Annotated in this window: 14 protein-coding genes and 1 tRNA gene; 11 read left to right on the plus strand and 4 right to left on the minus strand. The window is 65.5% G+C overall.

What is annotated here, in order from left to right:
* From MESS4_RS22140 to cobT, 6 genes are all read left to right on the plus strand, one after another.
* On the plus strand, positions 1–167 hold a 167-nt coding region (locus tag MESS4_RS22140), incomplete at its 5' end, for a cobalamin biosynthesis protein (protein ID WP_036241864.1).
* Entirely contained in the window at positions 164–928 is a 765-nt protein-coding gene (cobM, locus tag MESS4_RS22145) for a precorrin-4 C(11)-methyltransferase (protein WP_006335744.1), read from the plus strand. The genes MESS4_RS22140 and cobM, both read left to right, overlap by 4 nt.
* Positions 925–1,737: a uroporphyrinogen-III C-methyltransferase gene (gene cobA, locus MESS4_RS22150; protein WP_006335745.1), complete on the plus strand. Its 813-nt coding sequence runs from the start codon at positions 925–927 to the stop codon at positions 1,735–1,737. The genes cobM and cobA overlap by 4 nt, the downstream gene beginning before the upstream one ends.
* Entirely contained in the window at positions 1,734–3,047 is a 1,314-nt protein-coding gene (locus tag MESS4_RS22155; RefSeq protein ID WP_006335746.1) for a cobyrinate a,c-diamide synthase, read from the plus strand. Before cobA ends, MESS4_RS22155 begins: the two co-directional genes overlap by 4 nt.
* Complete coding sequence (locus MESS4_RS22160; protein ID WP_006335747.1) at positions 3,044–3,811, plus strand: adenosylcobinamide-GDP ribazoletransferase; 768 nt, start codon at positions 3,044–3,046, stop codon at positions 3,809–3,811. Before MESS4_RS22155 ends, MESS4_RS22160 begins: the two co-directional genes overlap by 4 nt.
* 24 nt (positions 3,812–3,835) lie before the next feature.
* Positions 3,836–4,846: a nicotinate-nucleotide--dimethylbenzimidazole phosphoribosyltransferase gene (gene cobT, locus MESS4_RS22165; RefSeq protein WP_006335748.1), complete on the plus strand. Its 1,011-nt coding sequence runs from the start codon at positions 3,836–3,838 to the stop codon at positions 4,844–4,846.
* Positions 4,847–4,932: 86 nt separating this feature from the next.
* On the opposite strand, the gene MESS4_RS22170 is transcribed toward cobT, so the two are convergent.
* Both MESS4_RS22170 and MESS4_RS22175 read right to left on the minus strand, forming a co-directional pair.
* Positions 4,933–5,008, minus strand: a tRNA-Lys gene (locus MESS4_RS22170).
* 347 nt (positions 5,009–5,355) lie between these two features.
* The gene (locus MESS4_RS22175; RefSeq protein ID WP_036241865.1) at positions 5,356–6,267 is read right to left on the minus strand and encodes a PhzF family phenazine biosynthesis protein; all 912 of its coding nucleotides are present in this window, start codon (positions 6,265–6,267) and stop codon (positions 5,356–5,358) included.
* Positions 6,268–6,380: 113 nt separating this feature from the next.
* On the opposite strand from MESS4_RS22175, the gene MESS4_RS22180 reads away from it, so the two are divergent.
* From MESS4_RS22180 to MESS4_RS22195, 4 genes are all read left to right on the plus strand, one after another.
* Positions 6,381–7,673, plus strand: coding sequence for an efflux RND transporter periplasmic adaptor subunit (locus MESS4_RS22180; RefSeq protein WP_006335751.1), 1,293 nt, complete (start codon positions 6,381–6,383; stop codon positions 7,671–7,673).
* Positions 7,674–7,677: 4 nt separating this feature from the next.
* Positions 7,678–8,382 (plus strand): ABC transporter ATP-binding protein, encoded by a 705-nt coding sequence (locus tag MESS4_RS22185; RefSeq protein WP_036241867.1) that lies wholly within the window; start codon positions 7,678–7,680, stop codon positions 8,380–8,382.
* Position 8,383: 1 nt separating this feature from the next.
* Complete coding sequence (locus tag MESS4_RS22190; protein WP_036241870.1) at positions 8,384–9,601, plus strand: ABC transporter permease; 1,218 nt, start codon at positions 8,384–8,386, stop codon at positions 9,599–9,601.
* Between the two features lie 152 nt (positions 9,602–9,753).
* Complete coding sequence (locus MESS4_RS22195) at positions 9,754–9,996, plus strand: hypothetical protein (RefSeq protein ID WP_006335753.1); 243 nt, start codon at positions 9,754–9,756, stop codon at positions 9,994–9,996.
* Here the strand turns inward: MESS4_RS22195 and MESS4_RS22200 are convergent.
* Both MESS4_RS22200 and MESS4_RS22205 read right to left on the minus strand, forming a co-directional pair.
* Positions 9,993–10,709, minus strand: coding sequence for a hypothetical protein (locus tag MESS4_RS22200; protein WP_036241873.1), 717 nt, complete (start codon positions 10,707–10,709; stop codon positions 9,993–9,995). The genes MESS4_RS22195 and MESS4_RS22200 overlap by 4 nt on opposite strands.
* A gap of 2 nt (positions 10,710–10,711) precedes the next feature.
* The gene (locus MESS4_RS22205) at positions 10,712–11,824 is read right to left on the minus strand and encodes an endonuclease/exonuclease/phosphatase family protein (RefSeq protein ID WP_006335756.1); all 1,113 of its coding nucleotides are present in this window, start codon (positions 11,822–11,824) and stop codon (positions 10,712–10,714) included.
* A gap of 199 nt (positions 11,825–12,023) precedes the next feature.
* Here MESS4_RS22205 and MESS4_RS32560 point away from each other — a divergent pair, with 199 nt between their 5' ends.
* The gene (locus MESS4_RS32560) at positions 12,024–12,605 is read left to right on the plus strand and encodes a BA14K family protein (RefSeq protein ID WP_081609825.1); all 582 of its coding nucleotides are present in this window, start codon (positions 12,024–12,026) and stop codon (positions 12,603–12,605) included.
* Positions 12,606–12,652: the final 47 nt, after the last annotated feature.

Here is a 12,652-nt window from a genome sequence, read left to right on the forward strand (position 1 = left end):
CGGCTTTGCTCAGTCATTCCGATCTCTCGCAAGAACGCGCCGGCACGCCTTCGGTATCCGAAGCCTCAGCCCTCGCCGCAGCCGGCGCCGGCGCGAAACTGCTTGGGCCGCGCACCGTGCTCGGCCCGGTCACCTGCGCCATCGCCATCAGCGGAGATGCGTCATGACCGTTCATTTCATCGGCGCAGGTCCAGGTGCTGCCGACCTCATCACCTTGCGCGGCAGCCGGCTGCTCGCCAGCTGCCCGGTCTGCCTCTATGCCGGTTCGATTGTCGCGCCGGAACTGTTGCAGCACTGCGCGCCGGGGACAAAACTGATCGACACCGCGCCGATGTCGCTCGACGAGATCGAAGCCGAATATCTGGCCGCCTACAGGGACGGCCACGATGTCGCCCGCCTGCATTCCGGCGACCTGTCGGTGTGGAGCGCCGTCGCCGAGCAGATCCGCCGGCTGGAGAAGCACGGCATTCCCTACACGCTGACGCCGGGCGTACCCTCCTTCGCTGCCGCCGCGGCAGCACTTCGTCGCGAGCTGACCATTCCCGAAATCGCGCAAAGCCTGGTGCTGACGCGCGTCTCCGGGCGCGCGTCAAAGATGCCGCCCGGCGAAACGCTCGCCGGCTTCGGCCGCACCGGCGCCACGCTCGCCATCCATCTTGCCATCCATGCCATCGACCGTGTCGTCGCCGAGCTAACGCCGTTCTACGGCGCCGATTGCCCGGTGGCGGTGGTCTTTCGCGCCTCATGGCCGGACGAGCGCGTGCTGACCGGCACGCTGGCGACGATCGAGGCACAGCTCGCCGCCGACCCGATGGAGCGCACGGCGATCATCTTCGTCGGGACCTCGCTGGCGGCGGAAGGCTTCGGCGAGAGTTCACTTTACGACGCCCACTACCAGCGGCGTTTTCGCGGACGGGACGGATTGTGAGCGGCGGTACCAAGGAAAACGGCGAAAGGCTCGAACAGGCGCTCGCGCGGCTGAACTTCAAGCCGCGTAGTCTGGAGCCGGGCCATGTCTGGTTGGCCGGCGCCGGCCCCGGCGACCCAGGCTGCCTGACGCTGGAAGTGCTGGCGGCGTTGGCTGAGGCCGATGCGCTGGTCTACGATGCGCTGGTCTCGCCCGATGTCGTCGCCGTCGCAGAGCGTGCAGAGCTGTTTTATGCCGGCAAGCGCGGCGGCCAGCCATCGATGAAGCAGGACGACATCACCGCGCTGCTGGTGCGTCTGGCGCGTGAGGGCCGCCGCGTCGTCCGGCTGAAAGGCGGCGATCCCTATATATTCGGCCGTGGCGGCGAAGAGGCGCTGGCGCTGGCCCGCGAAAATATCCCGTTCCGCGTCCTGCCCGGGCTGACTTCGAGCCTGAGCGCGCTTGCGGCTACCGGTATCCCGGCCACCATGCGCGGCATCAACAAAGCCGTCATCCTGGCGACCGGCCATGCCGCCGGTACCGATGACGATCTCGACTGGGCAGCGATCGCCCGCACCGGCCAGCCCGTCGTCGTCTATATGGGCATGGCCAATCTGCCTGTCATCGCCACCTCCCTGCTCGACGGCGGGCTGGCGCCGTCGACGCCCGCCGCGGTGATCGTCGCCGCGACGACACCGCAGGAGCGCATCGTCGTCGCCACGCTCGCCACCATTGCCGAAGAGGCGGGGGCCGCCGGCTTGACCTCGCCCGCGCTGATCGTCGTTGGCGGCATCGTCGCCATGCGCGCGGCACTGGTGGGCGAAGCATGACCCGCGCCATCATCATCGGCGCGCCACGCTCCGGCTCGGGCAAGACCAGCGTCACCATCGGCATCTTGCGCGCTCTCGCCAGGCGTGGGCTGAAGGTGCGCGGCGCCAAATCCGGGCCTGACTATATCGACCCCGGCTTCCACACCGCTGCGACGGGCCTGTCCGGCGTCAATCTGGATAGCTGGGCGATGTCGCCTGGCTTGCTCAATGCGCTGGCCGGCAACGCTACCGAGGATGCCGATTTCATCTTCCTCGAAAGCGCCATGGGCCTGTTCGATGGCATTCCGGCGCCGGCAGGACGCTCCGGCTCCGCCGCCGACCTCGCGCGGCTCTATGGCCTGCCGGTGCTGCTGGTGCTCGATGTTTCCGGCCAGTCGACCACAGCGGCCGCCGTCGCCAAGGGTTTTGCCACCTACGATCCCGATGTGCGCATGGCTGGCGTCGTGCTCAACCGGCTGGGCAGCGAACGCCACCGCCGGCTCTGCGGCGAAGCCATCGAGGCAATCGGCCTGCCAGTTGTCGGCGCCATCCTGCGCGATCCCTCGCTCAACCTGCCGGAACGCCATCTCGGCCTCGTCCAGGCCGGCGAATACCAGAATCTGATGGCCCATCTCGACCGCCTGGCTGACATGGTCGAACAATCGCTCGACCTTGAAGCCATCATGGCGCTGGCAGCGCCATTCACGCCAGCACCGGGCAATTTCAGCGATGCATTGCCGCCGCCCGGCCAGCGCATCGCATTGGCGCAGGATGCCGCCTTCACCTTCCTCTATCCGCATGTCGCCACGCATTGGCGCAAGGCCGGCGCGGAAATCGTTCCGTTCTCGCCGCTCGCCGATCAGGCGCCGGCCGAAGATTGCGACGTCTGCTGGCTGCCGGGCGGCTATCCCGAGCTTCATGCCGGGCGGCTCGCGAGCGCCGCAAATTTCAGGGCAGGCATGGGGGCGTTTTCGGTAACGAAACCTGTGCATGGCGAGTGCGGCGGCTTCATGGTCTTGGGCGAAGCGCTGGAAGATGCCGAGGGCGAGACACACAGAATGCTCGGCCTGCTCGGCCACTCGACCAGCTTCGCCAAACGCAAGATGAATCTCGGCTATCGCGAGGCGCGGTTGCGCGCCGATTGCCCGCTGGGAGCCGAGGGCACGCTGATCCGCGGCCACGAATTCCACTATGCGCAGATGACGGCCACCGGCAATGACGAGCCGCTGGCCGACCTCGCCGACGGACAAGGCAATCCGCTCGGCGCCTCCGGCTACCGGCGCGGCAATGTCAGCGGCACCTTCTTCCATGCCATTGCGAGGGGGGCGTGACCGCAGTTCCTTCACCCCGGCAGGCACTCGAGGACATCGCGCTTTGCCTCGTCTTCTTCACCCGGCTGCCGCTGCCGGTTTTCGACTTTCGCGACCGCAGCCTAGCCAGCGCGATCTGGGCAGCCCCCATTACCGGTCTCGCCGTCGCCCTGATTGGCGCCGTGATCTACGCCGTCGGGACAAAGCTCGGTCTTGCCGGTGGCCCGGCGGCAGCCCTTGCCCTCGCCTCCACCCTGCTCGCCACCGGCTGCTTGCATGAAGACGGGCTTTCGGATGTCGCCGACGGCTTTGGCGGCGGCAGGACACGTGAGAAAAAACTGGAGATCATGCGCGACAGCCGCATTGGCGCCTATGGCGCCTGCGCGCTCGGCCTGTCGCTGCTGATCCGCTGGAGCGTCCTCTCGGAATTCGCCACATCGGCGCAATTGCTCTTCGCTCTCGTTGCAGCCCATGCCGGCTCGCGTGGCCTGCTCGGCGCCTTCATGCATCTGTTGCCACCGGCCCGCGACGACGGTCTCTCGGCCGGCGCAGGCGCCGTCTCGGCCGAGACTGCTGTTCTCGGCGGAGCACTTGGCGCGCTCGCGCTGCTGGCGCTGGGGCTCGGCGGCGCGGTCGTCGCGCTGATCCTGCTTGGCCTCCTGTTCGCCGCCTTCCGCGCGCTGTGCCTCAACCAGATCGGCGGCCAGACCGGCGATACGGTCGGCGCGCTGCAGCAGCTTGGCGAGATCACGATCCTGCTCGTCGCTTCCGTTTCCCTATCCTGACTCTCTTTCGGAGATTTTGCCCACATGCCCTTCAAATCGCTTGATGAACTGCGCGCGGCCTGCCTCGACTTGCCTGCCGGCAGCGACACAGCCGCAGCGGCCGTTGCCCGCCGCCAGGACACGCTGACCAAGCCGCAAGGCAGCCTCGGCCGTCTCGAAACCATAACCGCCTGGCTGGCGCGCTGGCAGGGTCGCGACATGCCGAAGCTTGACCGGGTGAAAGTCTTCGTCTTTGCCGGCAACCATGGCGTCACCGCGCAAGGTGTGTCGGCCTTCCCGTCGGAGGTCACCGTGCAGATGGTGGCGAACTTCGCCGGCGGCGGTGCCGCCATCAACCAGCTCGCCCGCATCGCCGGCGCCGATCTCGACGTCATCCCGCTCGACCTCGACCACCCGACCGGCGACTTCACGCAAGAGCCGGCGATGGACGAAGAAATCTTCCTCGGTGCAGTCTCGGCCGGCTACGGCGCCGTAACGAAAGACCTCGACCTCGTCTGCTTCGGCGAAATGGGCATCGGCAACACCACGCCGGCGGCGGCCATTTCGACCGCCCTGTTCGGCGGCGGCGCGGAAAAATGGACGGGGCGCGGCACCGGCGTCGACGATGCCGGCCTGAAGCGCAAGGTCACGGCGATAGAGGCTGGCCTCAAACGCCACGCAAACGCCCTCTCCGATCCGCTGGCGATCGCTGCGGCAGTTGGCGGGCGCGAACTTGCCGCCATCTTCGGCGCGACGCTGGCCGCGCGTCACAACAATGTGCCGGTGCTGCTCGACGGCTTCGTCTGCACCGCCGCCGCCGCACCCCTGGCAAGATTGCACCCCACCGGCCTCGCCCACACCGTCGCTGCCCACGTTTCGGCCGAATCCGGCCATCGCCGCCTGCTGGAGGCGCTCGGCCTGCCGCCGCTGCTCGATCTCGGCATGCGGCTCGGCGAGGGCTCCGGCGCCTGCCTCGCCGTCAACATCGTCCGCTCGGCGCTGGAATGCCACGTGCGCATGGCAAGCTTCGCCGAGGCTGGTGTGTCGGAGAAGTAATCAGTAAGGCTCATGTGGGACGGTCAAAAGCCGTCCCACATTCTCGCCCTGTTCCAGGGTCTTTTCCACCAAGTCTTTGAAATCTTTGGTGGGTGCGCACAGGATTGAACTGTGGACCCGCTGATTAAGAGTCAGCTGCTCTACCAACTGAGCTACGCACCCACTCGGCCGGCAAAACCGGCGTCGGCGGGCATATAGCCGCCGATACCAGTCATGTCCAGCCCTGCGGGATTCATTTCCCGACAAATCGACGGAGGCCTCGCTTTCGAGCGTCGCGCACGGCGAAACCTTACGTTCTCTTGGCGGGACAGCGCCCCCCTCTGCCCTGCCGGGCATCTCCCCCTCGAGGAGGGAGATCGGAAGCTTCGTAGTCCCGCCTCTCTTTCTGCATTCGAGGTTGGCGAAATCCGAAGTTACGGCCAATCTCCCCCCTTGAGGGGGAGATGTCCGGCAGGACAGAGGGGGGCGCGAAGGATCGCCGACAGCGACGATCTCAGCCCATGCGCCGCTCAAACGAACAGCTTGCCCTCCGCCACCTTCACCGCATGCCCCCCGATACGGGCGGCCGCGAGTTTACCGCCTTCGACATTGAGTTCGAGGCGGATGCGCGATGGCCGGCCCATCTCCAGCCCCTGTTCGATCCAGAGCTGCGACACGCCGTCCGTCGGGCGGTCGAAATGCATGACAGCACCTGCGAAAGCGGCGGCCGCCGAGCCGGTCGCCGGGTCTTCATAGGAAGGAGTGCCCGGCACGATCATGCGCACATGGAAAGCGCTGTCGTGGTTCACCGTCTCGCGGCAATAGACATAGGGGCTGGCAAAGGCCCATTCGCTCTTGCGCGGGGCCAGTTCCGACCATGCCTGGTTGTCCAGCCTTATCCGGGCGGCCGCCTCCAGATTGGCGACGGGAATCGTCACGTAAGGCACACCGGCCGACCAGAACGAGACGCGGTGATTCTCGAAGCTGATCTCATGCGGCGCGAGGCCAAGTGCGGCGCCGATCGCCTCCGGATCGGCGGCGAGCTTCAGCGGTTCCGGCAGTTTCGCCAAGTCGAATTCGGCAAAGGTGGCGCCGTCGTGCTTGCTGACGGCGCAGCGCACCGGGCCGATATTCTCCTCCAGCACGAAGATGCCGGCGGCGTTGCCGTCTCCGGCCATTTCGGCAAGCGCGATCGCCGAACCCACAGTTGGATGGCCAGCGAAAGGCATTTCATAGTCGGGCGTGAAAATGCGGATACGATTGCGGTGTTTGGGATTGTCGGGCGGCAGCACGAAGACGGTTTCGGAGAGATTGAACTCACGCGCGATGGCCTGCATCGCCGCCGTGTCCAGCCCCTTGCTGTCAAGCACGACGGCCAGCGGATTGCCGGCAAGCCGGTCCCGCGTAAACACATCGTAAAGCAAGTAATTCCTCGGCTGCATGTACAAAAGTCCTCCGCCTCAATCAAAACATGAGCGAAATTTAATTTGAAATTTGAACCATTAGGCCTGATCTGTGCACTGATGGGGACATCTCAGGCTTATAGGGGTCCGGCGTGGACCAGATTGTCAATCTGCCAAATGTGGAATCCACTTCCGCCATCGAGACGGCGCTCGGGCTAGACCAGACCGGTTTGAAGAAGAAACGCCGGCGTGGCTGGCTCTATGGCCTGCTGGCGCTGATCGTCATCGCGGCCGGCTTGGTCGGCTACCAATGGTATGCCGGGTCTCCCGCCAAGATCGACTACACGACGGTGCCGGCCGCCGTCGCCGACCTCACCGTCGCGGTCTCGGCCACAGGCACGCTGCAGCCCCTCACCCAGGTCGACATTTCCAGCCAACTTTCCGGCATCATCCGCTCGGTCTCGGTCCAAGAGAATCAGCAGGTGAAGAAGGGCGACGTGCTGGCCGCGCTCGACACCGCCAAGCTTGAGGTCCAGATCGAACGCGCCGAGGCTTCCGCCCAGGCGGCGGCGGCGAATGTCGAGGACGCCTCGGTCACCCTCAACGAAAACGAAAAGGCGCTTGCGCGCGCCGCCGCATTGACCAAGCGCGGCATGGCGACCGACCAGTCGCTCGAGGCCGCGACCGCGACGCGCGACCGCTCCAAGGCAGCGCTCGACAGCGCCAAGGCCAATCTCGCCATCGCCAATGCCGATCTGAAATCACAGCAGACGGACCTTGCCAACAGCACCATCTATGCCCCGATCGACGGCATCGTCCTGACGCGCTCGGTCGATCCCGGCCAGACGGTCGCCTCCTCGCTGCAGGCGCCGGTGCTGTTCGTTATCGCCGCCGATTTGAGGAACATGGAATTGGTCGCGGCGGTCGACGAGGCCGACATTGGCGCGATCAAATCCGGCCAGCATGCGCGCTTCACCGTCGATGCCTTCCCGGAGCGGCCGTTCGACGCCGAGATCCGCGACATCTCCTACGCATCGGTGACCACCGACGGCGTCGTCACCTATAATGCGCGGCTTGAGGTCGACAACAACGAGCTTCTTCTGCGGCCCGGCATGACCGCCACCGTTTCGGTCGTCACCAGGCAGGCCAAGGGCGTGCTCACGGTGCCGGCCACCGCCTTCCGTTACCGCCCAGCGGCATCCACCGCCCGCGCGTGGAGCCTGAGCGAGTTGTTCACGGGTCGCATGGGACGTCCTGGCGGCAACCGCCAGCGCCAGGCGGCGGCGCAACCCACCGACGGCTCGCGCACGCTCTATGTGCTGGAGAACGGGCGGCCCCGTCCGGTCAACGTCAAGATCGGCTCGACCGACGGCGAACTGACCGAGATTACCTCGGGCCTGGACGAAGGCGCGCTGGTCATCACCGCCTCGCAGCAGCGGACCTGACGTCATGTCGGGCTCCGTGCTCATCGGTTTCGACAAGGTATGGAAGAGCTATGGCCAGGGCGAGGCCCGGATCCATGCGCTGGCCGGTGTCGATCTCGCGATCCGGCGCGGTGAATTCGTCGCCATCATGGGTCCGTCGGGCTCGGGCAAGTCGACGGCGATGAACATCATCGGCTGCCTCGACACGCCGACGGCCGGAACCTACAATTTCATGGGCATCGATGCCGGCCGCCTCGACCGCAACCGTCGTGCCGTGCTGCGCAATCTCTATGTCGGCTTCGTCTTCCAGGGCTACAATCTGCTGCCGCGCACCACGGCGGTGGAGAATGTCGAACTGCCGCTGATCTATCGCGGCGTCGGCGCCCGTGACCGCCACGGCCTTGCCATGAAGGCGCTGGCCGAGGTCGGCCTCGTCGGCCGCGAGCACCATACGCCAGCCGAGCTTTCCGGCGGCCAGCAGCAGCGCGTGGCGATCGCGCGCGCCATCGTCACCAGGCCGACCCTGCTTGTCGCCGACGAGCCGACCGGCAATCTCGACACCGCCCGCACGCATGAGATCATGGAACTCCTGACGCGGCTCAACACCGAGCTTGGCCTCACCATTGCCATGGTCACCCACGAGGCCGACGTCGCCGGCTATGCCGAGCGCACGATCCGCTTCCTCGACGGCCACGTCGCCTCCGACGGCATGAACTTCGAGGTGGCCTGACTTGCTCTGGGAAACCGTACGCCTCTCGCTTCTGTCCGTGCGCCGCAACGTGCTGCGCTCGTTCCTGACCCTGCTCGGCATCGTCATCGGCGTCGCCGCCGTCATCGCCATGCTCACCATCGGCTCCGGCACCACCGAAAAGGTCAAGTCCGACATTGCCAAGCTCGGCAGCAATCTGCTCGTCATCCGTTCCGGCCGCCCGGCCGGCCCCGGCGGACCGGGAGGGCTCGACCAGGTGGTCCGTCCGCTTGCCGAAAAGGACGTCTCGGCACTCGTCGCCCACCTGACCGGGGCCCGCGCCATCTCGCCGGCCTCGCAAAAGCAGGTGCGCGTCATCTTCGGCACCGAGAGCCTGACGTCGGGCATCACCGGCACCGACAGCGCCTATCTCGATGCGCGCGACTGGAAGCTGGTTTCCGGCCGTCCGTTCAGCGATTCCGAAACCCGCGCGGGCACCGGCGTCTGCCTGATCGGCGAGACGGTGCGCCAGCAGTTCTTCGGCGCCGGCGACCCCGAGGGCGAGATCATCCGCGTCAACCGCACCTCCTGCAAGATCATCGGCCTGCTCGAACCCAAGGGCTACACCGGCTTCGGCCAGGACCAGGACAATGTCGTGCTGATGCCTCTGCATGCATACCAGCGCCGCATCGCCGGCAACCGCGATGTCGACAACATCTATGTCGCCGCCGACGACAGGACGCCGACAACCGAATTGCAGCCGCGCGTCGAGGACATATTGCGCGACACACGCCGCATCACGCCCGACCGCGAGGACGATTTCTCGATCCGTGACATGACCCAGATCGCCGACGCCATGGCCAGTGCCACCACCACCATGACTGGGATGCTTGGCGCTGTCGCCGGCGTCAGCCTGCTGGTCGGTGGCATCGGCATCATGAACATCATGCTGGTGTCGGTTACCGAACGCACCCGCGAGATCGGCATCAGGCTGGCTATCGGCGCGCATGAAAAGCACATCCTGATCCAGTTCCTGGTCGAGGCGACGGTGCTTTCGCTGCTCGGCGGCATTATCGGCATCCTGATCGGCTTGGCGCTCGCCGGCCTCGCCTCGGTGACGCTGACCATCCCCTTCGCGCCAAGTCCGGCGGTCATTCTGCTCGCCGTCGGTTTCTCGGCCCTGATCGGCATGGTGTTCGGTTTCTTCCCGGCGCTGCGCGGCGCAAGGCTCGATCCGATCGACGCGCTGAGGCATGAATAGAGCAGTGGCCTTCGGCGCGCGCTTTGGCCTGACTTTTCTTGGGGGCCTGACTTTCTGGGAGCTGACTTTTTTTGGGTGCCTTCGCCTGCTCCCTGTCGCCGCGCAATCCGCGGTGATAGTGTGATTCCCGGGGAGCCGGGGGGATAAGTAGTATGAGCAAGAAAGAACGCCTGATTCTGGCGATGGTGGTCGTTGAGGCCGCCTTGGCAGGTCTCTGGTGGTATCTGGCCAGCTATGGCATGGCCAATCCTGATCGCGTCACCGCCGATTTCCAGCAAGTCATCGGCCGGACGATGGGAATGGCGATGGGAGGCTTGCTGGGTCTCGGCGTCATACTGTTCCTCGTAGCCGCCCGTAGCGATCGCAAAGCCATGGCAGGCAAAACGCGTCGTTAGTCCTTGCCGGCAAAATGCCACTCGATCAGCGGCCTCATGTGCGGCATCAGTCCATCCGGCAAGTCGGCGGCGTGGCGGATGATCACCGGCCCCTCGATCTCCGGTTCGGCTTCGGCGGCAACGAAAGCTGAGATGCGCCGCGCGATCTCATCGGCCGGCTCGACAATCCTGTAACGGCGGAAGATCACCGTGCCGCTCGGCGTGGATAGTGCGAAGTAGCGCTGGCCGCGCGCGGCATCCGACAGATCGATCCCGGTCTCCTCGCCCACCTCGCGGATCATGTTGAAGTCGACGTCGACAAGCCCGTCGCGGAAATCGATCGGCTCGAACGAGCCGGCAGCGAAATAGACGCGACCGGCATTGACCGTGTGCGCGCCCATGCGGATCGCCACCAGCGCGTTGTCGCCGGCGACCAGCATGGCATGCGCATAGGCGTGCTCGGCGCCGGTCCCCTGGTGGTTCTGCCGCCACAGCATGAAGGTCGAGTATTTCACCGCATGGCAGCGCCCGACCAGCCGGCTGTCGCGGTAGGCGAGTGCCGACAGCAGCACTACCGTGCCGTCGAACAGCGCCGGGTTCGCCCCCACCTCGCGCCGCCAGTTCTCGGCGATCGCTTGCGCGTTGTCGCGTTCGAACGGATGCGGGCCGGGATCGAGCCTGACGTCAACGGCATCGACCGGCAGGATGGTGCTGCGCGGCAGGTCGAAGCTCACTGTCAAGCCATGTCCAGGGCGATCGCGACCGGGCAATGGTCGGACGCTTTCGGCCGGTCCCAGCCGGCGCGTGGAAAGCGGTCCACCTCCTGGCCGGCCGGGAATATCGTGCGCCAGGGCTGGCCGTTGCGGATGATGTCGGGAACGGCCGTCGCGTTCCTGGCTGCCAGCGCCTTCGACAGCAGGATATAGTCGAGCTGGCAGAGATGCCGCTCTTCCGGTCCACGTGTGTGGTAGAAAGTCCAGCGATCCATTTCGGGGCGCCGCTCGACCGCGTTTTCGCAAAAACCGCCGGCGGTGAGCGTGTTGATGCAGGACTGGCTTTCGTTGATCACCTCGAAGCGGTAGCCGTCGACGGCGTCGCCGGTGATCTTCACGCGCTGCCGGTAATCGTTCATGTCGCCGCAGATCGCCCAGCGCTTGTCGGCGGCATGATCCCCGCCGAAACGCTCCTCGATGATCCGCCGCACCGCTTGCGCCTCGGCGATGCGCAGCGGCATCGTCGCCTCGCGGCCGTCGAGGCCGTTTCGGGGCGAGCCCATCGACTTGAAATGCACGAGATACAGCGTCAGCGGCACGCCGCCCACCTTCAGGTCGACTTCCAGGCAGTCGCGCCGGAAGATGCGCTCGTTGGCCTGGTTGCCGAGCGCCTCCAACTCCGGCGTGTGCAGGCCGAACTGCTCGAACGTGACATAGGCATGGCTGGTCATCCGCACGAACTCGATCGGCTGGCCTTGCGCCGTCTCGTTGCGCATCATCACGGCAACGTCGATGCCGCGCGAATCATTGCCGGCGGTGGTGTATTTCTGCCGGTAGCCCTGCCCCACCATCTTGAACAGATAGCCATATTCGAAGGCCTTCAGCGCTTCGATGTTGTCGACCTCCTGCATGCAGATGATGTCGGCGCGGGTGGCGGCGATCGCCAGCGCCGTCAACTGCCGCGTATCGTCGGATTGCGCGATGGCGCGGGCCTGCTCCAGCATCCTGTATTCGGCTTCGCTCTGGATATCGAAAAGCGCCAGCGTGCGATCTTCGTTGAGCTGGTTGCGGTATCCGGAAAAATCGAACCTGTTCATCAGGTTCTCGACATTGAATGTGGCGAGGCGCAGCGTCATGGCCGTGACCTTTGCCTGCAAGCGCGGGAGAAAACAAGGTCGCAGGACCACCAGCGCAGATCGATTGGTCCTGATGGCATTCCCGTCATGGTTGAGGGAACCTTTTCCGTTCATCCTCCGTTCAGATGGAAAGGTCCATCAATGGGGCTCTTCCCCGGGGTATTCTGGGCGTGGGGCCTGAAATCTCTTGGAGAGTGCAATGAACTCGCTCTTTTCTTCCACGGTCAAATCCGGGCTGATAGCCTTGGGTATCATCTCCGGCATCACCGCGCCGTCCGCCGCCGGCCCGATCATGCGGACGGATCTCACTGTTCCCGCCAGCACCGCTGCGCCGACGATCACGCCTGTCCGCGACGGCTGGGCGGGCGGCAACGACCGGCAGTTAAACAACGAGTGGCAATGGCGTCGCAATGACGGCCGCCGTTTCTCAAGGTCGGGCAATTGGGACCGCGGTAACTGGAACCGCCGAGACTGGAACCGTAGACATTGGAATCGCGGGGATGACTGGCGTTGGCGCGGTAATCGCCGCCGCGGCGGCTATTACGATGATGGTGCGGGCGCCGCGATTCTGGGCCTGGGGCTGGGGCTCGGCCTTGGCAGCATGTACAACAACTACAACTACTACGATGCGCCGGCACCGCGCCGCTATTATCGTACAGAACGGCTTTCCAGCGCTCATGTCCGGTGGTGCAACAATCGTTACCGCTCGTATCGCGCCTGGGATAACACGTTCCAGCCTTATGGCGGTCCCCGTCAACAGTGCTGGTCGCCCTATAGCTGAGCCGAGCGACCGATGATTTCCACAACGGCGCCGCGCCTTGCGGCGCC

The organism is Mesorhizobium sp. STM 4661 (assembly GCF_000359125.1).
Taxonomy (GTDB): domain Bacteria; phylum Pseudomonadota; class Alphaproteobacteria; order Rhizobiales; family Rhizobiaceae; genus Mesorhizobium.